The sequence below is a fragment of the Nonomuraea sp. NPDC002799 genome, assembly GCF_053592075.1.
This window is the reverse complement of the sequence record NZ_JBSFVA010000006.1, coordinates 333976-360153: the sequence shown is the minus strand read 5'-3', so window position 1 is coordinate 360153 and position 26178 is coordinate 333976. Positions and strand designations below refer to the sequence as shown.

27 protein-coding genes are annotated in these 26178 nt (G+C 70.5%); 13 read left to right on the top strand and 14 right to left on the bottom strand.

Features of this window, described 5'->3' with window-relative positions:
* Positions 1 to 10 precede the first annotated feature (10 nt).
* The 5 genes from ligD (ACWD0F_RS15150) (at position 11) to ACWD0F_RS15130 (ending at position 3157) form a co-directional block, all read left to right on the top strand.
* Positions 11 to 892 (top strand): non-homologous end-joining DNA ligase, encoded by an 882-nt coding sequence (gene ligD, locus ACWD0F_RS15150; protein ID WP_449875632.1) that lies wholly within the window; start codon positions 11 to 13, stop codon positions 890 to 892.
* Entirely contained in the window at positions 889 to 1761 is an 873-nt protein-coding gene (gene ligD, locus ACWD0F_RS15145) for a non-homologous end-joining DNA ligase (RefSeq protein WP_449875630.1), read from the top strand. The genes ligD (ACWD0F_RS15150) and ligD (ACWD0F_RS15145) overlap by 4 nt, the downstream gene beginning before the upstream one ends.
* Before the next feature lie 44 nt (positions 1762 to 1805).
* Positions 1806 to 2090, top strand: coding sequence for a hypothetical protein (locus tag ACWD0F_RS15140; protein ID WP_449875628.1), 285 nt, complete (start codon positions 1806 to 1808; stop codon positions 2088 to 2090).
* Between the two features lie 126 nt (positions 2091 to 2216).
* Positions 2217 to 2837, top strand: a complete 621-nt coding sequence (locus ACWD0F_RS15135) for a TetR/AcrR family transcriptional regulator (RefSeq protein WP_449875626.1) — start codon at positions 2217 to 2219, stop codon at positions 2835 to 2837.
* Positions 2838 to 2926: 89 nt separating this feature from the next.
* A complete protein-coding gene (locus ACWD0F_RS15130; protein WP_449875624.1) occupies positions 2927 to 3157 on the top strand; it encodes a DUF3107 domain-containing protein in 231 nt (76 codons plus the stop codon).
* Positions 3158 to 3231: 74 nt separating this feature from the next.
* Here the strand turns inward: ACWD0F_RS15130 and ACWD0F_RS15125 are convergent, their stop codons facing one another.
* Positions 3232 to 3867, bottom strand: a complete 636-nt coding sequence (locus tag ACWD0F_RS15125; RefSeq protein WP_449875623.1) for a ferritin-like fold-containing protein — start codon at positions 3865 to 3867, stop codon at positions 3232 to 3234.
* Between the two features lie 350 nt (positions 3868 to 4217).
* On the opposite strand from ACWD0F_RS15125, the gene ACWD0F_RS15120 reads away from it, so the two are divergent.
* From ACWD0F_RS15120 to ACWD0F_RS15110, 3 genes are all read left to right on the top strand, one after another.
* Positions 4218 to 6248 carry a DEAD/DEAH box helicase gene (locus tag ACWD0F_RS15120; RefSeq protein WP_449875621.1) on the top strand — a complete coding sequence of 677 codons (2031 nt, stop codon included), beginning with the start codon at positions 4218 to 4220 and terminating at the stop codon, positions 6246 to 6248.
* Positions 6249 to 6587: 339 nt separating this feature from the next.
* Positions 6588 to 7478 carry an alpha/beta fold hydrolase gene (locus ACWD0F_RS15115; RefSeq protein WP_449875619.1) on the top strand — a complete coding sequence of 297 codons (891 nt, stop codon included), beginning with the start codon at positions 6588 to 6590 and terminating at the stop codon, positions 7476 to 7478.
* Between the two features lie 13 nt (positions 7479 to 7491).
* Positions 7492 to 8397, top strand: a complete 906-nt coding sequence (locus tag ACWD0F_RS15110) for an oxygenase MpaB family protein (RefSeq protein WP_449875617.1) — start codon at positions 7492 to 7494, stop codon at positions 8395 to 8397.
* Here the strand turns inward: ACWD0F_RS15110 and ACWD0F_RS15105 are convergent.
* From ACWD0F_RS15105 to ACWD0F_RS15090, 4 genes are all read right to left on the bottom strand, one after another.
* Entirely contained in the window at positions 8354 to 9523 is a 1170-nt protein-coding gene (locus ACWD0F_RS15105) for an MFS transporter (RefSeq protein WP_449875615.1), read from the bottom strand. The genes ACWD0F_RS15110 and ACWD0F_RS15105 overlap by 44 nt on opposite strands.
* 48 nt (positions 9524 to 9571) lie before the next feature.
* Entirely contained in the window at positions 9572 to 10474 is a 903-nt protein-coding gene (locus ACWD0F_RS15100) for a RecB family exonuclease (protein WP_449875613.1), read from the bottom strand.
* Positions 10475 to 10557: 83 nt separating this feature from the next.
* A complete protein-coding gene (locus tag ACWD0F_RS15095; RefSeq protein ID WP_449875611.1) occupies positions 10558 to 11274 on the bottom strand; it encodes an MBL fold metallo-hydrolase in 717 nt (238 codons plus the stop codon).
* A 52-nt stretch (positions 11275 to 11326) separates the two neighbouring features.
* Positions 11327 to 11953: a DUF6758 family protein gene (locus ACWD0F_RS15090; RefSeq protein ID WP_449875609.1), complete on the bottom strand. Its 627-nt coding sequence runs from the start codon at positions 11951 to 11953 to the stop codon at positions 11327 to 11329.
* A gap of 74 nt (positions 11954 to 12027) precedes the next feature.
* Here ACWD0F_RS15090 and ACWD0F_RS15085 point away from each other — a divergent pair, with 74 nt between their 5' ends.
* Complete coding sequence (locus ACWD0F_RS15085; RefSeq protein WP_449875607.1) at positions 12028 to 12438, top strand: NUDIX hydrolase; 411 nt, start codon at positions 12028 to 12030, stop codon at positions 12436 to 12438.
* A gap of 54 nt (positions 12439 to 12492) precedes the next feature.
* On the opposite strand, the gene ACWD0F_RS15080 is transcribed toward ACWD0F_RS15085, so the two are convergent.
* A complete protein-coding gene (locus tag ACWD0F_RS15080; protein ID WP_449875605.1) occupies positions 12493 to 15363 on the bottom strand; it encodes a hypothetical protein in 2871 nt (956 codons plus the stop codon).
* 405 nt (positions 15364 to 15768) lie between these two features.
* Positions 15769 to 16776, bottom strand: a complete 1008-nt coding sequence (locus ACWD0F_RS15075; RefSeq protein WP_449875603.1) for a CPBP family glutamic-type intramembrane protease — start codon at positions 16774 to 16776, stop codon at positions 15769 to 15771.
* A 99-nt stretch (positions 16777 to 16875) separates the two neighbouring features.
* Between ACWD0F_RS15075 and ACWD0F_RS15070 the strand changes: the two genes are divergently transcribed.
* The gene (locus tag ACWD0F_RS15070; protein ID WP_449875601.1) at positions 16876 to 17577 is read left to right on the top strand and encodes a hypothetical protein; all 702 of its coding nucleotides are present in this window, start codon (positions 16876 to 16878) and stop codon (positions 17575 to 17577) included.
* On the top strand, positions 17574 to 18122 hold the full coding sequence (locus ACWD0F_RS15065; RefSeq protein WP_449875599.1) for a DUF6529 family protein: 549 nt from the start codon (positions 17574 to 17576) through the stop codon (positions 18120 to 18122). The genes ACWD0F_RS15070 and ACWD0F_RS15065 overlap by 4 nt, the downstream gene beginning before the upstream one ends.
* Here ACWD0F_RS15065 and ACWD0F_RS15060 read toward each other — a convergent pair.
* Positions 18112 to 19044 (bottom strand): HpcH/HpaI aldolase/citrate lyase family protein, encoded by a 933-nt coding sequence (locus ACWD0F_RS15060; RefSeq protein ID WP_449875597.1) that lies wholly within the window; start codon positions 19042 to 19044, stop codon positions 18112 to 18114. The two genes, ACWD0F_RS15065 and ACWD0F_RS15060, sit on opposite strands and share 11 nt — an antisense overlap.
* A 127-nt stretch (positions 19045 to 19171) precedes the next feature.
* Positions 19172 to 20308, bottom strand: coding sequence for an Mrp/NBP35 family ATP-binding protein (locus tag ACWD0F_RS15055; protein ID WP_449875596.1), 1137 nt, complete (start codon positions 20306 to 20308; stop codon positions 19172 to 19174).
* A 160-nt stretch (positions 20309 to 20468) separates the two neighbouring features.
* Here ACWD0F_RS15055 and ACWD0F_RS15050 point away from each other — a divergent pair, with 160 nt between their 5' ends.
* A complete protein-coding gene (locus ACWD0F_RS15050; protein ID WP_449875594.1) occupies positions 20469 to 20930 on the top strand; it encodes a MarR family winged helix-turn-helix transcriptional regulator in 462 nt (153 codons plus the stop codon).
* Here the strand turns inward: ACWD0F_RS15050 and ACWD0F_RS15045 are convergent.
* Both ACWD0F_RS15045 and ACWD0F_RS15040 read right to left on the bottom strand, forming a co-directional pair.
* A complete protein-coding gene (locus ACWD0F_RS15045; RefSeq protein WP_449875592.1) occupies positions 20914 to 21381 on the bottom strand; it encodes a DUF1003 domain-containing protein in 468 nt (155 codons plus the stop codon). The two genes, ACWD0F_RS15050 and ACWD0F_RS15045, sit on opposite strands and share 17 nt — an antisense overlap.
* Complete coding sequence (locus ACWD0F_RS15040; RefSeq protein ID WP_449875590.1) at positions 21371 to 22579, bottom strand: magnesium transporter MgtE N-terminal domain-containing protein; 1209 nt, start codon at positions 22577 to 22579, stop codon at positions 21371 to 21373. Before ACWD0F_RS15040 ends, ACWD0F_RS15045 begins: the two co-directional genes overlap by 11 nt.
* A 96-nt stretch (positions 22580 to 22675) precedes the next feature.
* Here ACWD0F_RS15040 and ACWD0F_RS15035 point away from each other — a divergent pair, with 96 nt between their 5' ends.
* On the top strand, positions 22676 to 23635 hold the full coding sequence (locus ACWD0F_RS15035; protein WP_449875588.1) for an EamA family transporter: 960 nt from the start codon (positions 22676 to 22678) through the stop codon (positions 23633 to 23635).
* Between the two features lie 100 nt (positions 23636 to 23735).
* Here ACWD0F_RS15035 and ACWD0F_RS15030 read toward each other — a convergent pair whose 3' ends face one another.
* The 3 genes from ACWD0F_RS15030 to ACWD0F_RS15020 form a co-directional block, all read right to left on the bottom strand.
* Positions 23736 to 24104 carry a hypothetical protein gene (locus tag ACWD0F_RS15030; RefSeq protein ID WP_449875586.1) on the bottom strand — a complete coding sequence of 123 codons (369 nt, stop codon included), beginning with the start codon at positions 24102 to 24104 and terminating at the stop codon, positions 23736 to 23738.
* 26 nt (positions 24105 to 24130) lie between these two features.
* A complete protein-coding gene (locus tag ACWD0F_RS15025) occupies positions 24131 to 24493 on the bottom strand; it encodes a sec-independent translocase (RefSeq protein WP_449875584.1) in 363 nt (120 codons plus the stop codon).
* A gap of 292 nt (positions 24494 to 24785) precedes the next feature.
* A partial coding sequence (locus tag ACWD0F_RS15020; protein WP_449875582.1) for a S1C family serine protease occupies positions 24786 to 26178 on the bottom strand: 1393 nt, incomplete at its 5' end.

Here is a 26178-nt window from a genome sequence, read left to right as displayed (position 1 = left end):
AATCGCACCAATGCTGGCTGTACCTGGGGAACTACCCTCCGATCCCGACTTGTACGGCCTGGAGGTCAAGTGGGATGGCATTCGGGCCATCGTCCATCTCGACGGCGGGCTGCGGGTGACGGGACGGCATGGAGTGGAGTACACGCGGCGATATCCCGAAATTTCGGGGTTCGGGGTGAAGAACGCGGTCATCGACGGCGAGGTCGTGGCGCTCGGCCCCCGCGGGCGGCCCAGTTTCGAGCGGCTGCAACGGCGGATGCACCTGACCGACCCCGAGCCGGTGATGCTGGAGTTGTACCCGATCACGTACATGCCGTTCGACCTGCTCTTCCTCGACGGCATGCCGCTGTTCGACCTGTCGTACCGCGACCGCCGGGCCCTTCTCGACGAGCTGGACATCGGCGCGCCCCCCTACTTCCCCGGCGCGTCCGGCCTGCTCGCCGCCACCTACGAGCAGGGCCTGGAAGGGGTCGTCGCCAAACGCCTGGACTCCCCTTACCGGCCCGGCATCCGCTCCCCCTGGTGGATCAAGGTGAAGAACCTGAACACCAGAGAGATCGTCATCGGCGGCTGGAAACCCGGCAAGGGGCGCAGGGCGGGCGGGATCGGGTCGCTGATCATGGGGATGTTCACGGACGCGGGGCTGACGTACGTGGGGCACGTCGGCACCGGCTTCACCGACACCGTCCTGGACGACCTCTACCGGACGTTGCGCCCGCTGGAGATTCCCCGCAGCCCGTTCTGCAACGACGTTCCGTGGCGAAATCGATGGGTTAGGCCCGTTCTGGTCGGGGAGGTGGCCTACACGATGTGGACCGATGAGCAGCGACTGCGGCACCCCGTGTGGCGCGGGCTGCGGCCCGACAAGCTCCCCGCGGAGGTCACCCGATGAAGGTGCCGGTCAAGGTCGCCGGACGCGAGCTCACGCTGAGCAACCTCGACAAGGTCCTCTACCCCGAGTACGGCTTCGCCAAGTCCGAGGTCATCGACTACTACAGCCGCGTCGCCCCCGTGCTGCTCCCCCACCTCCAGGGCCGCCCCCTGACCGTCAAGCGCTACCCGAACGGCGTCACCGGCCAGTCCTTCTTCGAGAAGAACGCCCCCGAGCACACCCCGGACTGGATCAGGCGCGTCACCCTGCCCGCCCCCGGCAGCACCAAGGACCGCGAGACCATCGACTTCGCCGTCATCGACGACCTGCCGGGCCTCGTCTACTACGCCAACCTCGCCGCCCTCGAACTCCACGTCCCCCAGTGGCGGGTGGACGAGCACGGCCGGGCGCTGCCGCCGGACACGCTCGTGTTCGACCTGGATCCGGGGCCGCCCGCGACGATCGTCGAATGTTGCCGGGTGGCGCTCCTGCTCCGCGAGATCCTGCGTGCCGACGGCCTCCGCCCCAGGCCCAAGACCAGCGGCAACAAGGGCATGCAGCTCTACGCGGACTGGGACGGCCGTGAGGAGCCCTCCGTGTACGCCAAGAGGCTGGCCCAGCTCCTGGAGAAGGAGCACCCGAAGGAGGTCGTCAGCGTGATGACCAGGAAGGCCAGGCCGGGGAAGGTCTTCATCGACTGGAGCCAGAACAACCCGGCGAAGACCACCATCGCCCCCTATTCCCTGCGGGCCAGGGAGCGGCCGACCGCCTCGGCCCCGGTGACGTGGAAGGAGGTCGAGGAGTGCGAACGTCCCGGTGACCTGGAGTTCGCGGCGCCGGACGTCCTCGCCAGAGTGGAGAAACGCGGCGACCTTTTCGGCCAGGCGTAGGCTGGTTCCGTCCGCACCAAGAGGGGGACCAAAAGATGTCGGAGATGGACATTCGCGGGGATGAGGACTCCAACGACGAGGAAGAGGAGATCTCGATCGAGGCGCCCGAGGCCGACACCGCCGAGCAGCGTCAGGACGTGCGCCCGCCGAGCGGGTGGCTCCGGCCCGACCTGCCGCTGGAGGTCGATCCGGGCGACGCGGTCGAGCAGGAGCTCGACGTGCGCCAGCGAGGTGACTCCGTGCGCCGGGAGCTTCCGCTGGAGGTCGACCCGGCCGACGCGGCCGATCAGGACCGCGTGGTCGACGTCGACGATGACGAATACCGCTGAGGCGGCCGCCGTGCTGACCGGGCGTGCTTGGGGGGCGCGCCCCGGTGATGCCGGCTATCGCTGAGAGGGCGCTTACTCGCACGTAGGATGTCCGCACAGCCCGTTACAGAGACTTATGGAGACCGCGTGACCGCAACCCCGGACGCCAAGCCCCGGGGCACCCGGCTGCCCCGACTCGCCCGCCGCCGGCAGCTTCTGAGCGCCGCGCAGGAAGTGTTCGTGGAGAACGGCTACCACGCGGCCGCCATGGACGAGATCGCCGACCGCGCCGGGGTCAGCAAACCGGTGCTCTACCAGCACTTCCCCGGCAAGCTGGAGCTCTATCTCGCGCTGCTCGACCTGCACGTCGACGACATGGTCAACCGCTGCAGGGAGGCCCTGGCCTCCACCCACGAGAACAAACTGCGCGTGCAGGCCACGTTCAGCGCGTTCTTCGACTTCGTCTCCACGCAGGGCGAGGCCTTCCGCCTCGTCTTCGAGTCCGACCTGCGCAATGTCGCACCCGTGCGGCAGCGGGTGGAGCGTTCTCTGCGCGAGTGCGCGGAGATGGTCAGTGAGCTCATCCAGGAGGACACCGGGTGCACCAGTGACGAGGCGCACCTGCTCGGTGTCGGCCTGGTGGGCATGGCCGAGGTGAGCGCCCGCTACTGGGTCACCACCCAGGGCTCGATCCCCAAGGACGCGGCCGAGCAGATGATGGCGCGGCTCGCCTGGCGCGGCATCAGCGGTTTTCCGCGTACGGCATAACCCCGTTCGCTCGGCGCGATCATTCCCCCGTTCGCCCGCGTGAGCGGTCACGATGGGACTGAGCCAGGCCCGTCGACTAGGGAGCCACTATGGAAATCAAGATCGGCGTACGCTCCGTACACCGCGAACTCGTTGTCGAGACCGACCTCACGGCCGATCAGGTGGAAGAGGAGATCAGGAACGCGTTGTCGGTGGATCGGGGCGTGTTCACCCTGACCGACACGAAGGGCAGGCGGATCGTGGTGCCGGTGGCCTCGCTCGGGTTCATCGAGATCGGCGAGGACGAGACCAGACCGGTCGGGTTCGGCGGCACGCTCTAAGGACTCAGGCCCGGGGGGGTGCGGCTCAGGCGCCGTACCCCTCGACCGATGAGCAGTCCTGCGTGCCCGAGAGGTCAGATGCCCATGGCGGCCATGCGCTTGCCGTGCGCTTCCGTCAACGTGGCGAAAAGTCGGGAAATATCGACCTGCCCCGACTCCACCAGCAACTGGGCCAGCTCCGGCCGCGCGGAGGCCACCTGCTGCCCCTGGCTCAGCGCCTCGCCGACCAGCCGCCGGCCCCACAGCGCCAGCCGCGCCGCCGCCGCCGGCTCGGCCTCGATCCCCGCCCTGACCCCCTCGACCGCGAACCGCGAACGCCCCTCGTCCACCAGCACCTCGTCCACCAGCTCGGCGATCGACGGATCGAGGTGCCTGGCCGCCTCCCGGTAGAAGTCGAGCGCGATGCCGTCCCCCACGTAGGTCTTGACCAGCGCCTGCAGCCAGTCGCCCGGCCGGGTCTGGGCGTGCCAGGCGTCCAGCGCCTCGACGAACGGCGACATCGCCGCGTCCGGATCGGCCCCGAGCGCGACCAGGCGGTCGCGCAGCAGGCGGAAATGGGCGTACTCGGTCACGGCCAACCGGCTCAGCTCCGCCCGGTCGCCCAGCGAGGGCGCCAGAGTGGCCGCGTCCTCGGTCATCCGGGCGTAGGCGCTAAGCTCGGCATAGGCGAGCACGCCGAGCAGGTCGACGACTCCTGGAGACTGCTTCATGGAAGGCAGCGTACTTCGGAGATTCTTCGGGAACATCCGCGAGCTCGGCCAACGTTGTGGTATCGAGTACACTGATCTGTGAAAGTGCGACCGCACTGTGTTAATTCGGGGGAATCCCCCGATTACCCCCGATTCCCCGGGTGCGCGGTCGCTGATGACGCGAGAGGGCTGGCTCTACCGCGAGGACCCACAACACGGGGGTGTTTTCCACCCGTCGGTCCCGGCAGGCCCGCCTTCATTTGAGACTGAGGCAGGCCACGCTGACGACTTTCCGAGACCTCGGAGTCACACCAGAAATCGCCGATGCCCTCGAGACTGAGGGCATCGTCACACCGTTCCCCATCCAAGAGATGGCACTCCCGCTCGCGCTGAGCGGCCAGGACCTGATCGGTCAGGCACGCACGGGCACGGGCAAAACCCTCGCGTTCGGCATCGCCATGCTCCAGAGCATCGGCAAGCCACGCAAAAACCGCAAGAAGCCCCGCGGGCTGGTCGTCGTGCCGACCCGCGAACTCGCCACGCAGGTGAGCGAGGACCTGGTCACCGCCGCGGGCAAACTCGGTTCCCGAGTTCTGACCGTGTACGGCGGCCGGGCCTACGAGCCGCAGATCGAGGCGCTCAAGGCCGGGGTCGACGTCATCGTCGGCACCCCCGGCCGCCTGCTCGACCTGGTCAAGCAGAAGCACCTCGACCTCAGCCAAATCACGAGCTTCGTGCTCGACGAGGCCGACCGCATGCTCGACCTGGGCTTCCTGCCTGACATTGAGCGGATCTTCAAGCTGATCCCGGCGGAGCGGCAGACGATGTTGTTCTCGGCGACCATGCCGGGCGAGATCGTCTCGCTGTCCCGCAAATACCTCAACCGCCCGACGCACGTACGCGCTGAGCTTGAGAGCGGCGAGGGCGAGACCACTCCGCTGACGCGCCAGATCGTGTGGCGCGCCCACCGAATGGACAAGATCGAGATCGTCGGGCGGCTGCTGCAGGCCGAAGGCCGCGGTCTCACCATGATCTTCTGCGAGACCAAGCGGGCCTGTGACATGGTCGCCGAGCAGCTCGACACGCGTGGTTTCGCGGTCGCGGCCGTCCACGGCGACCTCGGCCAGGGCCAGCGCGAGCAGGCACTGCGCGCGTTCCGCAACGGCAAGATCGACGTGCTGGTGGCCACCGACGTGGCGGCCCGCGGCATCGACATCGACGACGTCACCCACGTGGTCAACTACGACTGCCCCACGGACGACAAGACCTACGTGCACCGCATCGGCCGTACCGGCCGGGCCGGGCGCACGGGCATCGCGGTCACGTTCGTGGAGTGGGAGGAGCTGACCCGCTGGAAGATGATCAACCAGATGCTCGGGCTCGACTTCGCCGAGCCGGTGGAGAGCTACTCCACCTCCGCGCACGTCTACGCCGAGCTCAACATCCCCAAGGGCACCAAGGGCGTCCTGCCGCACGTCAACCGGTCTCGTGCCGGGCTGTCGGCGGAGCGCATCGAGGACCTCGGGGAGACCGGTCGTATCCGCGGACGTGGCGGTCGCCGCCGTGACGAGCGCGACGATCGCGGGGGCGAGCGCGAGCGCGAACGTCCTGCCAAGACGTCCCGTCAGCGCCGTCGCACCCGTGGCGGCAAGGAGCTGAACGACAACGCACCCGTCGAGACGCCGGAGGTCGAGCTCGTGGATGTCAAGACTGAGGAGGCCCCCGCGATCTTCTCCACCGACGAGGTCCAGGTGGCCGCCGACACCAGGCGCACCCGTACGCGCAGGGGCGCGGCTTCGACGGCCATCGAGCAGGCGCTCGCCGACGCCCCCGAGGCGCCGGTCGAGAGCACCCGTTCGCGCCGGACCGCCGACGCGGCTCCGGTCGTGGACACGCCCGTGGCCGAGGAGGCACCGGTCAAGAGCACCCGCTCGCGCCGGAGCGCCGCCAAGCCGGTGACGGCGGAAGCACCCGCCGCCAGGCCGGCGATCGCCGACGAGCCCATCGAGCGGCCCGTCGCCGAACAGCCCGTCGAACGACCGGTCGAGCGCCAGATTGAGCGGCCGGTCGAACGACAGGCCGAGCGGCCGGTCGAGCGGCAAGTCGCACGCCAGGTTGAGCGACAGGTCGAGCGACAGGTCGAACAGCCGGTCGAACGACAGGCCGAGCGGCCGCTCGTGACGGAGGTGGCGCCGAGTCTCTTCAGCACGCCGCCGCCCCCGGTGCGTCAGGAGCCGGAGCGCATCGTCCCCGCGAGCCCGTTCATGGTGATCTTCCAGTCACCCGATCTGGCCACGGACGACGACGACATCGCCCCGTCCGCCGCCAGCGAGCGCAAGCAGCAGCGCCGCCAGCCCCGCAGCAGCAGCGGCGCCGGCGTCAACCGCCGCCGCACAGGCTGAGGCCAGTACGACGAAAGGCGCGCACCCGACCAGGGTGCGCGCCTTTCGCGCGCCAGGAGCCGTAGGTGCCCCTAGACGGCCTCAAGGCGCATCGCCCCACAGAGAGCCCAGTCGAGGTGGGCCGGCACTCCAGGAGCCCGCTCAGCGCCGTCCACGAGGCACCTGGAGGCGCGCGCCCGCGTGTGCGCGGCCCAGAAGGACCGAAAATCTCCGAACGTCGTCCCACCACGTGGCGGGCCGAATCCCCAGGTCCACATAGCTGACAACTCCTCACAACTCGCACCCGCGTAATGGCGGTCCCGGTGTCGGGGCGCTGACCTCTGGGTATTGTTGCCTCACGTGAGTACGCCGCGATTCCTCGATCTGCCTCCAGGCGTCACACCACAGAAAATCGAAACGTCACAGGGCACGTTCGCGGCCCTGGAGGCGCTCCCGGTCAGTGGTGTGGTTGAGCGCTGGCCCGCGCTCCTGGTCCCCGGCCTGACGGGCAGCAAAGAGGACTTCATCGCGGTCCTGATGACCCTGGCCCAGTCCGGCCGCCGGGTCATGGCCGTCGACCTGCGCGGACAGTATGAGACGCCAGGCCCCGACGACCCCGGCGCCTACACCTGCGCCGCCCTCGGCGCCGACATCGACGTGCTCGCCCAGGTGATCGGCGGCGGCGATCCCCTGCATCTGGTGGGCCACTCCTTCGGCGGGCTGGTCGCCAGGGAGGCCGCGATCGACGGGCGCACCAGGTTCGCCTCGGTCACGCTCATGGGTTCCGGCCCCGCGGCCATCGAGGGCCGGCGGGCCCGTAACGGCCGGAAGATCATGGAAGAGGTGCCCGCGCTGGGGCTTGAGCACGTGTGGCAACACCGGTTCGAGCCCGAGGCGCTGGCCGGCGACGTGCCTGACGAGATTCTCTCGTTCCTGCACAAGCGCCTGCTCACCAACTCCCCCATCGGTCTGTCCCGCATGGCGGAGCAGGTGCTCACCATGTACGACCGCACCGACGAGCTGCGCCAGATCGAGGTGCCCACGCTGGTGCTCTACGGCGAGCACGACGACGGCTGGCCGCCCGAGGCGCAGGCGGAGATGGCGGCCAGGCTGGGGGCCGAGTGCGTGGTCGTGCCCGGCGCGGCGCACTCCCCGGCCGTCGAGGCGCCGGAGACGACGGCGGCGGCGCTGGTCAGGTTCTGGAACGCGGCCGAACAGCACTTCTTGGACACTAGGTCCAATATCATGTAATCATCCACTTACTATGAAAGCCATCGACGAGATCGTCGTCCAGCCGCCGCAGAGCGCGACCTGGCAGGTGCACCTCGACCGCTCGATGTGGGTGGGCGGCGTCCGTGGTCTCATGCTCCAGGCGCTGCACCCGGTGGCGATGCGCGGCGTCTGGCAGAACTCCGGCTTCCAGGAGGACCCGTTCGGGCGGCTGCGCCGCACGGCCGACTTCGTGGGGCGGGTGACGTTCGGCAGCCCGCAGGAGGCCGGCGAGATCGGCCGGCGGGTGCGGAGCATCCACAAGGCGCTGCGCGTGCACGATCCCGACACCGGCCGGACCCATCGGGTCGACGATCCCGAGTTGCTCCTGTGGGTGCACTGCGCGGAGGTGTCGTCCTACCTGGAGGTGGCCAGGCGCGGCGGGCTCGGCCTCACCGGGCGGCAGGCCGACCGCTACCTGCGCGAGCAGCGCGGGAGCGCCGCCTACGTGGGCCTGCACCCCGAGGACGTGCCGGGCTCGTGCGCGGAGATGGACGCCTACTTCGAGCGGGCCCGCGCGAGCCTGCGGGTGACGGAGGAGGCCGCCGCCACCGTGCGGTTCCTGTTGTGGCCGGCGTTGCCGCGCGAGCTCAGGCTGCTGTCCGCCGGCAAGCCCCTCTACTTCCCGTTCGGCGCGCTCTGCTACTACACGCTGCCCGACTGGGCCAGGCGGATGTACGGCGCGCTCCCCGAGGTGCCCGGAGCCACCGTCACGGCCGCGCTGAAGGCGTTCAGGCTGGTGCTGAACTCGGTGCCGGAGCCCGTGCACGACCGCGCGTTCATGCCGGCCACGAGGGAGATGCTGCGCGCCTCGCGGGAGCGTCTGGGCGCGGCCGGCTACGACGTGAGCAAGGGGCTCAAGGGCCTGACCGATCCCCGTCGCCGGCCGCCGGCCGTCTGACCGGCAGCAGCACGCCGGCCGCCAGCACGACCACGGACACGCCGATCATGGTCAGCGCGCTCGCGCCCATGCCGGTGCCGTCGAACAGCACGCCCAGCAGCGAGGACGCGGTCGCGGCGCCCACGTACCTGGACGACTGGAAGATCCCCACCGCGACCCCCGTGTCACGCGCGTCGGCGTGCACGAAGATCAGCGAGTTCAGCCCGAACTGGCCGAACGCCGACGCCACCCCCAGCAGCGCGGCGGCCACCAGCACCAGCGTGAGCGGCCCGACCGCGAGCATCGCGCAGGAGCCGGCGAGCAGCAGCGCCCCGCTCAGCACCAGCAGGGCCCGCATGCCCGCGCGGGCGGCCAGCGCCACCGCGACGGGGGTCATGACGATCGCCAGCCCCGCCATCGGCAGCACGAGCAGCCCGGCGAGGTGCGCCGGCAGCCCGGCCGAACGCTGCGCCCACAGCGGCACCACGAAGAACGCGGAGTAGAAGACCACGTTCAGCAGCGCGAACTGGCCGCAGGTCGCCAGGAGGCGGGGCCTCAGGCGGAGCGGCCGGGCCTGCCGCGATCTGCTCGCCCGCACCTTGGGCAGCCAGCGCAGCGCCACGACGAACGCGACGGCCGCGAGCGGCAGGTTGACCAGGAAGATCGCCCGCCAGCCCCACAACGAGACCAGCAGCCCGCCGAGCACGGGCCCGGTGGCGGCGCTGGCGGTGAGCACCATCGAGATCCCCGCGATCACCTTCGGGGGCGGCCTGCCGTCCTCGCCGGGCATCGCCGCCTGCACGATCGCCATCCCCGCGGGCATCGTCGCGCAACTCCCGAACGCCTGGAGCAACCGCACCACCAGCAACACCGGGTACGACGGCGCGAGCGCGGCCAGCACGCCCGTGACCGCCATCGTCACCAGCCCCGCGCAGAACACCCGCCGCGGGCCGAACCGGTCCGCCAGCGTGCCCATGAGCGGCGGTACCAGCATGCCGGTGAGATAGAACCCCGCGGCCAGCCAGGTCACGGCCGCGATCCCGACGTGGAACTCGGCCTCGATGTGGGCCAGCGCCACGGCGATCATGGACGAGTTGAGCGGGTTGAACAGCGTGCCCAGCGCCACCGCCGCCGGTAATCGCCCCACACGTCTCACATATCGTCCATAACCACTGTTTCGGTGGGGAAACTACATTTATTCCGCCAGACCATCCCAGGGTTGTCGCTCAGGACCGGCGGCCAGACCCTCGCGGCAGTGCCGGCGGAAGTCGCACCAGGAGCAGATGGGGCCGGTGCTGGGCGGGAACAGCTCGTCGATCTCGGCCGGCACCGGCGCGGGACCGGCGGGCGCCCGCTGGGCCGGCTTGCGCGCGGGCGCGCCGACCACCTCGCGGTAGCGGTCGTCGGCCGCCGCCGCCTCCGTCGCGACCTCCTCGGCCCGCTGCAGATGGCGCGAAAGGGACTCGTCGGTGTGCTGCCACTCGACGATCTCGCCGGTGGGCAGGTGATGCAGCTCGACCGAACGGCAGGGCGTGCGCATCATCGTGGACGCGGCGATGGCGTAGACGGCCAGCGCCAGCGACGACCGGGCGTCGTCCTGGGTGAGCGGGCGGCGGCCGGTCTTGTAGTCGACCACGACCAGCTCGTCACCGCGCCGGTCGAGCCGGTCGATGCGGCCGGACAGAGCGACGACCTTGGTGCGGGTGGCGACCGTCCGCTCGACGCCCACCGGATCGTCAGCCGGATCTAAGGTCGCGACATATCCGGACACGAGGTCGCGGGCGCGAGCCAGCCACCGCCCGGACTGCTCGGCGTCCTTGAAGCCCTCGGTGATCCAGCCGTTGGTGACCAGGATGGACGCCGTCAGCGGGGTCCGCCGCTCGTACGGCTCGCGCCACCAGGCCGCCAGCGCGTTGTGCACGCTCGCGCCGACGCTGTTGTGGGCCCACCCGGGCCCCTTGGACGGCTGCGGCCGGTCCAGATAGGTGAACCGGTAACGGCGGCGGCAGTCGAGCCAGGCGTTCAGCCGCGACGGCGTACACGAATAGAGCCGCCGCGGCATCCCGTCCAGCGGAAGCTGGCCCTGCACGCTGCTCATCCGGCCTCACCCCGCGCCACGGGCCCGGTCGCCGGCCGCCGCCGGGCCCTCAGCCCCCGCACCAGGCGGCGGCACTCCTTCACCTAGTCGTCGCCCGGCTTGAGACTGATGCCGGAGATCTTGGTGCCGTCGGCCAGCGGGCCCTCGTCGGCGTCATCGGAGCCGACGCGCGTGAGCGAGCCGGACACCCAGTCGTCGAAGTGCGGCTCCAGGTCGCCGATCGTCACCTCGTCACCGTGGGCGGCCAGCACCCGCGTCTCGGCCGGCAGCGTGAACAGCCGCCCGCCGATCGAGGTGAGCTGGTCGGCCAGGGCGGGGTATTCGCCACCCAGCTTGCCGGGACCGTCGGCCTGCAATGCCTTGCCGGCGAAGACGGCCGCGAGCCCCTCGCAGTAGAGGGACACGCTCCCCGGCGTGACGCCGGGCGTCTCCAGGACTTCGAGCTGGACGTCGGCCACCTCGAAGATGCCGTCGTCCTCCACCTCGATGTCGGGCCAGGTCTCCGACCAGGTCTCCCGCCACAGGGGCTTGTCCTTGGGGTGCAGGGCGACCACGCCCTCGTCCCGGCTCGCCACCTCGATGGCGGCCCCGACGTGGTCGGGCAGGCCCGTCGTGCAGATGACGGCCAGCACCTCCCGCTCGCCCACCTGTTCCAGGATCTTCTCGGCGTCACGCGCCGGGTCGATGACGATCACCTCGTCGTCGTCGCCCACGATCCAGGTGTTGTTCTCGACCTTGTGCTCGATGCCGTCGAAGTCGACGAGGCCCTCGGTCACCACTCGCTCGATACGCGCTGTCACGCCTCCGAACTCTAGCCCGTCTACAGGAGAGCGCGAATCACGGTCAAAGATGTCAATCTTCGAGCCTGGGCGAGAAAGCGCCGAAGGGCACGTCCAGCTCATGATCCCGGGCGTCGATCAGCGACAGCTCGGACAGCGCGATCATGCAGCCGGCGTCGGCCGGCCAGGCGATCGCCCACAACCAGTTGCCGAGCGCCTCACCTGCGTAGACGGCCCGGTCGGAGGCCCCGCCCACGCACCACAACGCGCTCGGATGCCCGAGCACCTCGATCTTGGCGTTCGGCGGCCCCGCGTCGAATCCCTTGCCGGGATCCGGGCCGTCGAGCCCGGCGAACGCGGCGCCGATCCCGATGCCGGGTTCCTCCGCGATGACCAGCACGTCGGCCGGGCCCTCCATGAGCGACGGCCCGGTCAGGGCCACCACGCTGGCACGGGCGCCGGTGCGCTGGTCGCCCACCTCGCCGAACCCCGTCACCAGCCAGTTGGCGGGCAGGGGCCACGGCAGCCACACGGGCACGACGGAGTTCTTGCGTATCGCCTCAAGCGCCGTGCTCGTCGGCGGCCAAGGAGGCTGATAGGGCAGCACATCTCCGTGCGTGTCGCATCGATACGCACTCGACCTGGTGCCCGGCCCGTGAAGGGGGCCGAAACACCGCGGGCAGGTTGGAGCGGCTCTCACAACTACCCACGGTGCTTTCTCCGGCACGGCCCCGTCAAGGCCGGTTCCCGTTATCCCGTCGTAATCTTGGTCATGTGCGCGTAAATTGTGTCGGCGCGATCATCTTCGACGCCTCTGACCGGCTGCTCCTCGTCCGAAGGGGCCATCCGCCCGGCGAGGGTCTGTGGTCGATTCCGGGGGGCCGCCTGGAGGCCGGTGAGACGGACGTGGCCGGCGTGCGCCGCGAGGTTCTGGAGGAGACGGGGCTGCGCGTGACGGTGGGCCGCCTGGCGGGCACCGTGGAGCGCCCGGGTCCAGGCGGCGTCACGTACGTGATCCGCGACTACCTGGCGGTGGCGGCCGGCGGCGTGCCCATCGCGGGCGACGACGCCGCCGACGTGCGCTGGTGCGACATGGGCGAGCTGGCGCGGTTGCCGCTCACCGCGGGCCTCCTCCGATCGCTGGCGGACTGGGGCGTGCTGCCGGATCTTTCCGGTTCGACGTGAAGCCGGGATCTCACCGGTTCGCGTGAAGCTGGAGTCTCACCTGAAGCTGGGATCTCACCGGTTCGACGTAAGGCTGGAGGTCCACAGGATCAGGTGATCGGCGTTGTACGTCGTCGACCGGCCGAGCGCCACGACCTCCGACCCCGACACCGCCACCGCCGACAACCACTGCGTCCCCTGGCCCGCCAGCCGGTCCTTGGTCAGCTCCATCCGGTTCCAGGACAGGCCGTCCTGCGAGGTCCACGCCGCGCTGTCGCCCTCGCCCGGCACGCCGTGCCAGCCGACGGCCACGAGGCCCTCCTTCGCCGCCGCCAGGTCGTACACGGCGGCCGCCTGGTCCGCCGGCAGCCAGGCCGTCTCCCAGGTGGCGCCGTCGTCGTCGGACACGGCCGCGAAGGCGCGCCGGGAGCCGCCGGTGAGAGCGGTGCCGATGGCCACCACCTTGTCCTGATAAATCGTGACCCGTCGGAGCCCGGCCGAGGTGGCGCCCCGCGGGGCCACGCGCCCGCGCGCGCTCCAGTTCAGGCCGTCCTCGGAGTGCCAGACCACGCTGCTCTCCCGGTCGGCGGAGCCCGCTCCGCCCACGGCCAGATAGCCGTCGCCGATGGCGACCGCGTCCTGGATCCGCACTCCCGAGCCGCCCTGCGGTAACTTCTCCGACCGGGTGAACTTGCGCAGGTCGCGGGTGAACCACACGGCGGCGCTCGCCGCGCCCGCCTGGTCCCTGGATTCGCCCGCCAGCACGTACCCCTGCTTGCCCGCCGCGACGACGTGCGTGTCGAGATAGGGATGGTCCTGGTCACGGGCCAGGTCGCCGGAGGCGTTCACCCGCTTCCAGTTCTCACCGTCGTCGGAGGTGACGAGGAGCGGGTCGGTGAGTGAGGTCGTCTCGGTCCCGCCGACGGCCAGCCAGCCGCGGGCGCCGTGGGCCACGTCCTCCAGCGACTGCCTGCCGGGCCCGCCCAGGCTCATGGACTTCCAGCTCTGCCAGTTCTTGATCGTCCACAGGCCGGCGTCGCCGGAGGCGGAGCCGACCGCGACGTACCGGCCGGCGGAGGCGGCCAGCGCGGTCGTCTCGCGCGCGATCCGCGTCAGGCCCTCGATCTCGCCGAGCCGCACCTGGGACGCGGCTCCGCGCGGGGGCGCGGTCATGAGCACGAGCTGGTTGTCGACGTCGGAGGCCGCCTGGTCGCCGCCGGCGAACAGGGTGCCGCCGTCGGAGATCGTGAAGCCGCGCAGCGTCGCCCCCGGCAGGTCGCCGAGGTCGGCGCGCTTGTCCCAGCCTCGCCCGTCCTTGGTGGTCAGCACGGAGTAGCGGCCGAGATTGGCCTGCGTGATCGCCGCGACGCCGGACGGGTAGGAGATCAGCGACTCCACGCCGACGCTCTCGCCGCTCAGGCCGCCGATGGAGCCGCACTGCGACCACTGCGCCCCGGTCGGCGAGCAGTAGACGCGTACGTCGCCTTCGATCGTGCGCTGCCGCGTCGGCACCAGCACGAACCGTTTGGGCAGCACGGCCAGCGTCCCCGCGCGGGGATCGGCCTCAGGGAGCTGGAAACCGGTGGCCCGCCAGGCGCGCCCGCCGTCCGCCGAGCGCAACACCCGCGAGCCGACGCCGTCGTCGGGCACCCCGATGGCCACGACGGTGTCGCCACCGGCCACCACGGCCTTGATCTCGCGTACCTCCAGGCCCCTGGTGTCGACGCGGTCCCAGGTCCGGCCGTCGCCGGAGCGCCAGGCCGCGGGGCCGGAGCCCCCGTCCGCCCCCGTCGTCCGTCCCACCGCGACGAAGCCCGACGCCGTCCGCGCGATGTCCTGGATGGCGTCGCCGGGCCTGAACGCGGTCATGCCGGCGGCTTCCACGGCGGTCCAGCTGAACCCGTCGGTGCTGGTCCACAGGCCGCGGTCGCCGGAGGTGCCGTCGCCGCCGCTGGCCAGCCAGCGGCCGGCGCCGCCGACCACCCGCCGCACCGTGGGCGCGGACCCGCCGCTCACCTGGCCGAGCTGCCACTTCTTGCCCCCGTCAGGGGAGAACAGGAACAGCGGGCGCGGGGTGGGGCTGGTGGTGTCGCTGCCGACCGCCACGACGGCGCGGCCCACCGAGGTCATGTCGTTGAGCTTCTGGTCGGTGCCGTCGCCGGCGGCCGAGACGGTGAACAGCTCGTCCCCCGAACGTCCCGTGCCCGCCGCCAGCCGCAGGCCGGGGCTCTCGCCGTCGCCCCACTGCCACACGAGCACACCCGTGCCCACCAGGACCGCCAGGGCCACGGCCAGGACGAGAGGGATGGCTCTGTCGTGCCGGCGTAGGGGGCTGGACCTGCGGACGGCGGCCGGCGCCGGTCCTCTGTGGTGCCTGCCGTTCGACCCCTGCGGGCGCGGCGCGCCCGTGGCCACCAGGAGGTCGGGGCGGGTGGGGCGGCCGGCCGGCGGGCGTCCGACCCGCCGCACCTCGAACTCGTCCTCCTGCGGGTCGTACGCGTCCTCACCCCGCTCGTCGGGCTCGTGCGCGTCCTGTCCCGGCGCGGGCCCGGCATCGTCACGGGCCCATTCCGCCTCAGGATCGTGCGCCGCGCGCCCGGGCACAGCGGGATCGTAGGGTGCGCGACCGCGCACGGCGGGATCGTGCGGTTCGGGGTCGTGCACGGCGGGATCGTGCGGTTCGGGGTCGTGCACGTCAGGGCTGTGCGGTTCGGGGTCGTGCGCGTCAATGCCGGGCGGTTCGGGGTCGTGCACGTCATGAGCGCGCGGTTCGGGGTCGGGTTGGAGCGGGCGGCCGGCGACGAGCTTGTCGGGCCGGTTGACGATGCGGCGCGGGCGGCGGCGCGGCTCGGCCTCGGGCTCGGCCGTCGGCGAGCTGTACGGCCGGCGCCCCTTGGGCGCTTCCTGCGGCTCGTCCTCCGGAATCGGAGCGGCGAACGGCGGCATGCCCCAGGGCGAGGTCAGGGGTAATCCCCTGGTCCGGTCATCGCTGGGGCCAGGAGGCGAATGCCTGATCCTGGGCTCTTGCGAAGGTTGCGGTTCCGACGCGTCCTCGGGACGCGAGTCGTCGTCACCCGGCGGTCGCCGTGGCGGTTCGCTGGGGCCGGAGGCCACGCGCCGTACCTCCTAGTCGAACTAGACGTACGGGAACGGTCACACTCTGCGGACCGTTCCAGGAAGGTCGATCGTGCGCTTATTTCGAGACGAAGTATCACACGTGCGCACTAATACCCCGTCCCACGGAAACGATCACCTCCCATCGTCTCGCTCGACCAACAGGATCCAGACCAACACGACTGGGCCGGAATAGCGAGACCTCTCTAGTGAGATTCCCGGCACCTCCCGCCCGCTTTATCCCGAAATAGTGCTTATCGAGCGTTTTTTGGCTACATACAACACACCAAACGCGTACACCCCGAGCTGCACGACGGTCCCCGTCAGCGCCTGCCACGGCACCGGCACCTTCCCCTGGTTCAGAGCGTCGTCGAGACCTCCCGCGGCGGCGCTCAGCCCGAAGGCCACCACGTTGTTCATGACGTGCAGCGCGATGCCGCCCTCAAGACCTCCGGTCCGCACCGTCAGCCAGGCCATGACGGCCCCGAAAGCGAACACGTCGATCAGTCCCACCCACGAGTACCCGTGCAGGGACGCGAACAGCGCGGACCCGACGACGATGGACCAGATCGGGTTGTTCAGGTGCGTTCCGACCGCCTGCACGAACCAGCCGCGGAAGACGTACTCCTCGGCCGCCGCCTGGAACGGCACCAGCAACACGATCACGACGAGCGCCGGCAGGAACCCGGCCCACCCGCTCCAGCCGAACAGGGCCTCGTCCTCGCCCGACAACGACAGGGCCACCGCCTGCGTGACCTGGCCGAGCACCAGCGCCACCACGGCGATGCCGGCACAGGTCAGCAGCCACCGCCAGCGGAGCCGGCCCGCCACCGACGACACGGTTCCCGGCCTGCGCCGCTGGATGAGCGCGGCGGCGCCGTACACGAGGGCCAGCACGGGCGCGATCGACAGCAGCACCACGACCAGTCCGAACACCGGATCGCCGAACAACTGCCCGTCGGCTTCGAGCGGCGTCGGGATGCCGAGGAAGTACGCGACCACGATGCCCGCCCAGATCACCACGATCCCGATGACGAAGAAGCCGGCGGCGACGGTCAGCGTGCCGACGATCGTCCGCCATGGCCGGGCGGCCGCGTTGCGCGCGAGATGGTCGTAACGGGCCCCGCTCGGCGTCGGCAGGAACCAGGACCGGATTTGTGGCTGATAGGGATAGCCGGGTGGCTGATGGGGGTAGCCCGGCGGCTGCTCACCCGAGGGAAAATAGGGCCCTGGATTTTCCTGCATCCACCCATTCTGTCCGCCTGGTGCGCAATAGTTCACAGACGGTTGCCCTCTTTAAGCGGATGCTCGGAGCCATAGGCATTTCGACCCTGGGAGCAGGCCATGTCAAGGCTGGGACCTGTCATCACCCTCGCGGCGGGCGTGGTGCTCGCGGCGGGGCTCGGTGTCGCCAGCGTCACCGCGACACCGGCGGCCGATAGCGGCGCCGCCAGCACCGCCGCGGAGGCACCGTCCGCGGCGGAGGAGACCACACCGGAGCAGGCCACAGAACCATCGCCATCACCTGAGCAAACAGCACCGAAGAAGATCGCGAAGGCCGATTACGGCGGCCGGGTGAAGGGCAACGGCGCGCTCATCGCGATCTCGATCAGGAACGGCAAGGCGGTCGGCTACTTCTGCGACGGCCGGGCCGAGGCCTGGTTCAAGGGCACCGAGTCGGCGGGCGCACTCGACCTGAAGGGCCTCGCGGGCGGCGGCTCCAAGGTCACGGCCACACTCGGCGGCGGCCAGGCCAAGGGCTGGGTCTCGGTCGCCGGCAAGAAGTGGAGCTTCGTCGCGCCCACGGTCGTCAAGCCGTCAGGGCTCTACCGCGCCACGGCGCTGGTCAGGGGTGCCCAGTTCAAGGGTGGCTGGATCCAGATCAAGGACCCGGGCGGCGGCTACTACCAGGTGGGCACGGCCAAGGTCGGCGAAGAGAGCGTCGACGTCAAGCTGGACAACGAGCAGCCCACCGCCCCCGTGACGGTCGAGAACACCACGGTCTACCCGAAGGACGTCGACGGCTTCATCGAGGAGATGCAATGACCGCCATCCAGCAGCCGTCCTCGCGCGGCAGCGTGACCCCGTTGCTGGTGCCGCTGCTGATCGGCGGTCTCGTGCTGGTCGCGCTCGGCGTCTATGGGCGGGCGCACACGCCCACCGGGTTCGCCGTCGGCGTGGCCGGGTTCTCGGGCGCGCTGCCGATGAAGGTGTGGCTGACGACGGGCGCGTTCGTGCTGGCGATCGTCCAGGTCGTCTCGGCCCTGTCGATGTGGGGCAAGCTGGGGGTCAGCATCCCGCCCGCCGTGCACCGCTGGTCGGGCCGGCTGGCGTTCGTGCTGACCATCCCGGTCGCCTTCCACTGTCTCTACGCCCTGGGCCTGCAGTACGACGTGCCCAGGGTGCTCGCGCACTCGCTGCTCGGCTGCTTCTTCTACGGCGTCTTCACCGCGAAGTTGTTGTCGCTGCCCAAGCGGAACACGCCGGGCTGGACGTTGCCGGTGCTCGGCGGGCTGGCGTTCACCGCGCTCATCGGGCTCTGGCTGACGTCGTCGTTCTGGTTCTTCACCGCCGTCGGCTTCAAGGTGTGAACCTCTTCGTCCGCGTGAGACCGGCGGCCCGCCCCTTGGCCGCCACGACGAGCGCCATCTTCCTGGAGGCCTCGTCGATCATCTCGTCGCCCAGCATGACCGCGCCGCGCTTCTCGACCGAGGTGTAGTAGTCGTACGCCTCCAGGATGAGCTCGGCGTGGTCATAGTCCTCCTGCGCCGGGGAGAACACCTCGTTGGCCGCGTCGACCTGCGACGGGTGGAGCACCCACTTGCCGTCGAAGCCGAGCGCCGCGGCCCGCCTGGCGACCCTGGTGAAACCTTCGACGTCCTTGATCTGCAGGTAGGGCCCGTCGATCACCTGCAGATCGTGCATCCTGGCCGCCATCAGCAGCCGCATGAGGATGTAGTGGTAGGCGTCGCCCTCGACGTAGCCCGGCGGCTGCTCGCCGACGACCAGGGTGCGCATGTTGATCGAGGCCATGAAGTCGGCGGGACCGAACACCAGCGTCTCCAGGCGGCGCGACGATCCTGCGATGGCGTCGGCGTTCACCAGGCCGCGGGCGTTCTCGATCTGCGCCTCGATGCCGATCCGGCCCACCTCGAAGCCCATGGTCTTCTCGATCTGCGTCAGCAGGGTGTCGAGCCAGACGATCTCGGTCGAGTCCTGCACCTTGGGCAGCATGACGCAGTCGAGGAACTCCCCCGCGCCTTCGACGACCTCGATCACGTCTCTGTAGGTCCACTGCGTGGTGAGGTCGTTGACCCTGACCACGCGGGTCTTGCCGGTCCAGTCGCCCTCGCGCAGCGCGGTCACGACGTTGCCACGCGCCTCCTCCTTGGCCAGCGGCGCGACGGAGTCCTCCAGATCGAGGAAGACCTCGTCCACGGGCAGGGTCTGGGCCTTTTCCAGGAACCGCGGGTTGCTGCCGGGCACGGCGAGCACCGAACGTCGTGAGCGCATGCGCACACGCTAACCGACCACGGATCCCGTGCCACGCCGCGGGTCACAGCTCGCACCGCGGGTCGGGTCGCGGGTCGGGTCGCGTCGCGTCGCGGGTTCGCTGGGAACCCGCGACGGAGACGGGAGGTCAGCGGCGCGGAGCCAGGCCCAGCTGGAGGCCCTTCAGACTGGAGGAACGCTTGCTCAGGCCGGCCGCGATCTTGTTCAGCTCGGCCGCCGCGGGAGAGTCGGGGTCGGTGAGCACCAGTGGCTTGCCCTCGTCGCCACCCTCGCGCAGCCGCAGGTCGATGGGGACCTGCCCGAGCAGCGGCACCCGGGAGCCGAGCGTCCTGGTCAGCGCGTCGGCGACGATCTGGCCGCCGCCCTCGCCGAACACGGCGATGCGCTCGTCACAGTGCGGGCACGGGAGCCAGGCCATGTTCTCGATGACGCCGGCGATCTGCTGGTGGGTCTGGGCCGCGATCGAGCCGGCCCGCTCGGCCACCTCGGCGGCGGCCATCTGCGGCGTCGTCACGACCAGGAGCTCCGCCGACGGGAGCCGCTGCGCCACCGAGATCGCGATGTCCCCGGTGCCGGGCGGCAGGTCGAGGAGGAGCACGTCGAGGTCGCCCCAGTAGACGTCGGCCAGGAACTGGTGGAGCGCCCGGTCGAGCATCGGGCCGCGCCAGACCACCGGCGTGTTGCCCTCGGGCTTGAACATGCCGACCGAGATGACCTTGATGTCATGGGCCACCGGAGGCATGATCATGTCCTCGACCTTGGTGGGCCGCTCGGCGGCGCCGAGCATGCGAGGAATGCTGTGGCCGTAGATGTCGGCGTCGACGATGCCGACCTTGAGCCCGCCGGCGGCCATGCTGGCGGCCAGGTTGACCGTCACGGAGGACTTGCCGACGCCGCCCTTGCCGCTGGCCACCGCGAACACGCGGGTCAGCGAGCCGGGCTGGTTGAACGGGATCTCCTTCTCCGGCCCGCGGTCGCCGCGCAGCTTGGTCTGCAGGACCTTGCGCTGCTCGGTGCTCATGACGTCGAGCTCGATCTCCACGCCGGTGACGCCGTCGAGCTTGCCGACGGCGTTCTTCACGTCGCGGGTGATGGTGTCCTTCATCGGACAGCCGGACACGGTGAGGAAGACGCCCACACGCACCGCCCCGTCAGGAGCGATCTCGATGCTCTTGACCATGTCGAGGTCCGTGATCGGCCGACGGATCTCGGGGTCGATGACGGTGGCGAGAGCGACCGTCACCTGTTCCTGGGTTAGTGCCATCGAAGTCTCGGCACGAGGGAGTGCCGTCCCTCCTTTGTCGGTATATGTGTGGCAAGCGCTGAACGTCAGTGAGGATGCCCCTCCATGGTATGAACCGGAGACCCCACTCAGTTAATCCGTGCTGTTAGATGTCCGTGCAACAACGTCCTAAGGTTACTCCGTGACTCTTCTGCGCGACGAGGGCCTGACCGTCGAGGAGCTGACCGTCTGGCGGACGCTGCAACGCGCCCAGGTCCGCATCACCCGCCATCTGGAGGCGGAGCTGCTCGTCGCCCACGCTCTGCCGCTGGCCTCCTACGACGTGCTCATGCAGCTCGGCGAGGCGCCTGAGCGGCGGTTGCGCATGAACGATCTGGCCGGACGCGTCCTGCTCTCCCGCAGCGGCCTGACCAGGCTCATCGACCGGTTGCAGCGTGACGGGCTGGTCACCAGGCAGGCGTGCGCCGACGACGCCCGCGGGCTGTTCGCCGTCCTGACGGAGGCGGGGGCGGCGCGGCTGGCCGAGGCCACCCCCACCTACCTGCGCGGCATCAGGTCCCAGTTCCTCGACATGCTGGACGCCGGGGAGATCGGGCAGGTGCGGGCGATGCTCACCAAGCTCGACGTCACTGGCCCTTCCTGATCTCCTCCAGCAGGTGCCCGAGCTCCGAGCGCAGGTAGTCCCGGGTGGCCACCTCGTTCAGCGCCAGGCGCAGACCGGCGATCTCACGGGTCAGATACTCGATCTCGGCCTGGTTGCGTTCGCCGGTCTCGCGGTCCTGCTCGTACTGGATGCGGTCGCGGTCGCCCTGCCGGTTCTGGGCCAGCAGGATGAGCGGCGCGGCATAGCTGGCCTGCAACGACAACATCAGCGTCAGGAAGATGAACGGGTAGGGGTCGAACTTGAGATGGCCTGGCGCGGCGACGTTCCAGACCACCCAGATCGCCACGAACACCGTCATGTACACGATGAAGCGCGCCGTTCCGAGGAACCGGGCAATCTGCTCCGAGAGCCGGCCGAAAGCCTCCGGATCATAGTGCGGGCGCAGCGAGCGGCGCAGGTCCCGTGGCTGGTCCAGTCGTTCAGTCGTCACGGTCGGTCCCCTCGCGCCAGTCTTCAGGAAGCAGGTGGTCGAGCACGTCGTCGACCGTCACCGCGCCGACCAGCCGGCCGAGCTCGTCCACGACCGGGGCCGCGACGAGGTTGTAGTGCGCGAGGTAGTAGGTGACCTCGCGCAGCGAGAACTCCGGCCTGATCGGGTCGATCGAGGGGTCAAGCACGCTGCCGAGCAGCGTGGACGGCGGCTCGCGCAGCAGCCGCTGGAAGTGCGAGACCCCGAGGTACGTGCCCGTCGGCGTCTCCGTGGGCGGCCGGGTCACGTAGACCTGGGCCGCCACGGCGGGCGCCAGGTCCTGCTGCCTGATGTTCGCCAGCGCCTCGGCCACGGTGGCGCTGGGCGGCAGGACGACCGGCTCGCTGGTCATCACGCCGCCCGCGCTGTCCTCGGGATAGGTCAGCAGGCGCCGCACCGGGGCCGCCTCGCCGGGCTCCATCAGGGCCAGCAGCTCGGCCGCCTGCTCGGCCGGCAGGTCGTGCAGCAGGTCGGCGGCGTCGTCGGGCCCCATCTCCTCCAGCACGTCGGCGGCCCGCTCGGGCGCCAGGGTGCCGAGGATGATGATCTGGTCCTCGGGCGGCAGCTCCTCCAGCACGTCGGCCAGCCGGTCGTCGTCGAGGGCGCGGGCGATCTCGACGCGCCGCTTGCTCGGCAGCTCGTGCAGGGCGCTGGCCATGTCGGCGGCCCGCATCGACCCGAACGCGGCGATCAGCCCGGCCGCCCCCTGGTCCTTCTGCAGCTTGTCGAACCCCTGCACCTCCGCCCAGCCGACGATCCTGGGCTCACGCCGCCTGCCCTTGTAGAGGGCGACCTTGGTGATCTCCCAGGTGGACGGCTTGATCTCCTCCATGGCCACGTCGTAGACCGTCATGGGCTCGCCGTCGACGGTCACTCTGAGGTCGAGGATCTCGCCGACGACCAGCGTCTCGGTGGCCCGCTGATCGAACCTGCGCATGTTGAGCCGGCCGGTGAAGATCACGGATCCGGCCTCGATGCGGCGTACGCGGGTGATGGGCAGGAACACCCGGCGGCGCGGCTGCACCTCCACCACCAGGCCGTGGACGATGGGCCCGCGGCCGATGCGCAGGCCGACGACGACGTCCCGGACACGGCCGATCTGGTCGCCCGCCGGGTCGAAGACCGGGGTTCCCGGCAGCCGGGCCACGAAGATCTTCACGTGGTCAGGCTAACAGTGGGACTCTGTTGCGCCCGAGACGCCGTACATGTCAGTATCAAACCCCTTATACGGTAATTACTGGCCAGGTGGTGTGGGATGAGGTCTACGGGACTCGCGCTCGCGTTCGTGTCCGCGTGGTGTTTCGCGTGCTCGGGCCCGATGGCCAAATACCTCATCGGCGCCGGGCTGGCGCCGATCGAGGCCGTCTGGACGCGGATGGCGGGCGCGGGGCTGCTGCTGATCGCCGTGCTGGCCGTCGTGCGGCCCCGGGCGTTGCGGATCCCCCGGTCCAGGCTGCCGTTCCTGGGGTTGTACGCGCTCATGGCGGTGGCCGGGGTGCAGTCGCTCTACTTCGTCGCGATCACCCGGTTGCCGGTGGGGATCGCGTTGCTGCTGGAGTTCATGGCGCCGGTGATGGTGGTCGCCTGGGTGCGGTTCGTCCGCAAGGTACGCCTCGCACGGGCCGCCTACGCCGGCGCGGTCGTCGCCGTGGTGGGCCTCGGCGTCGTCGTCGAGGCGTGGCACGGGATGCGGCTCGACGGGCTGGGCCTGCTGCTCGGACTGCTCGCGGGCGCGTGCTGCGCCGGATATTTCATCATGAGCGATAGCTTCGGCGACGACGTGGACCCGCTCGGCCTGATCGCCTGGGGCATGGCCGGGGCGACCGTGGTGCTGATCCCGTTCGCCCGCCCGTGGAACATCCCCTGGGACGCCTTCACCGTCTCCGTCACCCCCGCGGGCGGCCTGACCCTGCCGGTGGTGGTGGCGTACCTGTGGCTGGTGCTGATCGCGACCCTGGGCGGCTACATCCTGAGCGTGAACGCCGTGCGGCGCCTGACGGCCGCCGTCGGGGCCACCGTCGCCTCCCTGGAGGTCATCGGCGGCTCGATCGTGGCCTGGGCGGTGCTCGGCGAGACGCTGGGCGTCTTCCAGATGCTGGGCGGCCTGATCGTGTTGTCCGGCGCGTTCCTCGCGCAGACCGCCACGGCCTCCACCCATCCCGCGGCACCGCAGAAGGTGCTCGAAGGACCCGGCAGCGTCAGCACGCCCGTGTGAGGCGCGGGAGACGCGCCGGCGTCAGCGCACCCGCGTGAGACGCGACAGGGTCAGCGCGCCCGCGTGAGCCGAAGGAGGCGCTCGAAGAGGCTGGCCGGCGTCAGTGTGCCGGGGTGAGCCGCAGGACGGTGGACTCGCGTGCCCAGCGCTCGGTGAGATGCTCGCTGTCGGGGGCGTTGAGCCGCTCCTTGGCCAGCACCGCCACGGCGTCGGCCGCCGCCGCCTGGTCCACCGCCGAGACCGTCGCCTCGAACTCCACCAGCCTGGCCCCGTTGTCCTTGCTGCGCAGCGTGACCTGGACCCGGTCGAGGGCGTCGAGGCCGGGCAGCCGCTGCTCCTGACCCCCGGTGACCAGGTAGATCGCGCCGTCGTGCCAGGCGTGCCAGGCCAGGCGAGGCCGGTCGAGGGTGAGCCAGAGGACGCCGGACTTCTTCGCGCCCTCCTGGATGGCCGCGCTGTTGTCGCTCACAGCCCGACTGTAGTCCAGCGGACGCGTCAGGTCGCTTCCGAGTCGTAGGGCGGCAGTTCCCCATAGCCGAGCTCGTCCACCGGCTCGGGCACGTAGGGCGCCGCGACGACCGGCTCCAGAGTCTTGGGCTTGTCGTTCCAGTCGTCCTCAAGATCGTCAAGCAGATGCTTGCGAACGAAGTTGCGCGGATTGAGGTCGGTCGGATCGAAGTTGGAGAACTCCGGGCCCAGCCCGGCCCGCAGGTCGTCGCGCGCGGTGTTGGCCATCCGGCGCAGGTTGCGCAGCGTCCGCCCCGCCTGGGAGGCGGCCTGAGGCAACTTGTCGGGACCGAAGACGAGGAGAGCGATGACGATCAGCGCCCCGACCTCCAACCACCCGAGTCCGAACACCGTGAGCTCCTACCGCAGTCCAACCTCTCCGAGGACAACCCCGGCCTATCCACAGACTAAGGGCTCCGGGGGGTAGGTCGGTCGTCCCCCCTGGGTCATTTCCGCCAAATCGGCGGGAGCTTCCTCCTCACCCCAGGGCAGCGTCCCCGTGCGAGTGACAGCGCTGAGCACCGCACGAGCGAGGCCGCGCACCGTGACAGCGCCAAGGCCCCGCATGCGCGGGCCGCGCGCACCGTGACAGCGCTGAGCGCCGGGAGAGCAGGCTCTCCCGGCGCTCAGCGGACCGGCCGGCTCAGGACGGGGACGGCGTCGGCCCGTCCTCGGCCACCACGACCAGGGTCGCGGTGCGCTCCTGGCCGGCGCGCTGGTACTTGACGGCGACCTTGGCCCCCGGCGCCTTGCTGCGGATCAGGGCGATCAGCTCGTTGCCGTCCTGCAGCGTGAGGCCGTCGATCTCCAGGATCACGTCACCGGCCTTCAGACCGGCCTTGTCGGCGGGCCCGTTGGCGTCCACCGGCTGCCGGCCGCCGCTGGGCTCCGAGGCGATGCGCACGCCCTGGCCCTTGTAGTCCTTGTCCAGCACGATGCCGATCTTGGGCCGCTTGGCCTTGCCGGTGCTGATCAGCTCCTCGGCCACGCGCCTGGTCTGGTTGACCGGGATCGCGAAGCCCAGGCCGATGCTGCCGCTCTGACTGTTCACCGAACGACTCAGCGTGGCGATCGCCGAGTTCACCCCGACGACCTCGCCGCGGCCGTTCACCAGCGGACCGCCCGAGTTGCCCGGGTTGATGGCGGCATCCGTCTGGATGGCGCTGATGTAGGCGGGTTCCTCGCTGCTGGTTCCGGTGTCGTCGCCCGCGATGACCGGCCGGTTGAGCGAGCTGACGATGCCGGTCGTGACCGTGCCCGTCAGGCCCAGCGGGGAGCCGATGGCGATGACGGGGTCGCCCACGACGACCTGGTCGGAGTTGCCGAGGGTGATCTCCGGCGTGCCGAACGTCTCCTCCGGCTTGATCACGGCCAGGTCGGAGCCGGGATCGCGGCCCACGATGCGGGCGGCGGTGGTCTTGCGGTTGTGGAACATGATCCGGATCTCGCCGCCGTTGACGGCCCCCGCGACGACGTGGTTGTTGGTCACCACGTAGCCGTTCTTGATCAGGAAGCCGGAGCCCGTGGCGCCCTCGCTGGCGGTGCCGGCCTCGATGGAGACCACGCTGGGCAGCACCCGGGCGGCCACGCCGGGCACCGAGTCGGGCGCCCGGTTCGTGGCGCCGGTCGGGATCGGGCCGAGACTGTAGGAGGGGTCGGTGCCGCTGCCCGGCTTGGTGAGCAGGTAGGTGCCGAAGCTGCCCAGCACGGAGGCCACGACGGCGATGATCAGTGCGATCGAGACCATCGCGCCGATGCCGGGCCCGCGTCTCGGCGGCCGGCCGCCATCCGGACCGCCCGGGGGTGGCGGAGCCCAGCCCGAGCCCATGCCGAGCGCCTGATGCGGGGGTGGCGGCGGCGTGCCGCCATAGGGTGGCCTGCCGCCGAAGGGCGGGGTGTCGTAGGAGGAGCGGGCACCGCCCTCGGGCGCCCCGAAGGGTGGCTTGTCGTAGGACCGCGTACCACTGCCGGGCGCACCGAACGACGGGCCGTCATAAGGCCGCGCGCCGGACTCCGGCGCACCGAACGACGGGCTG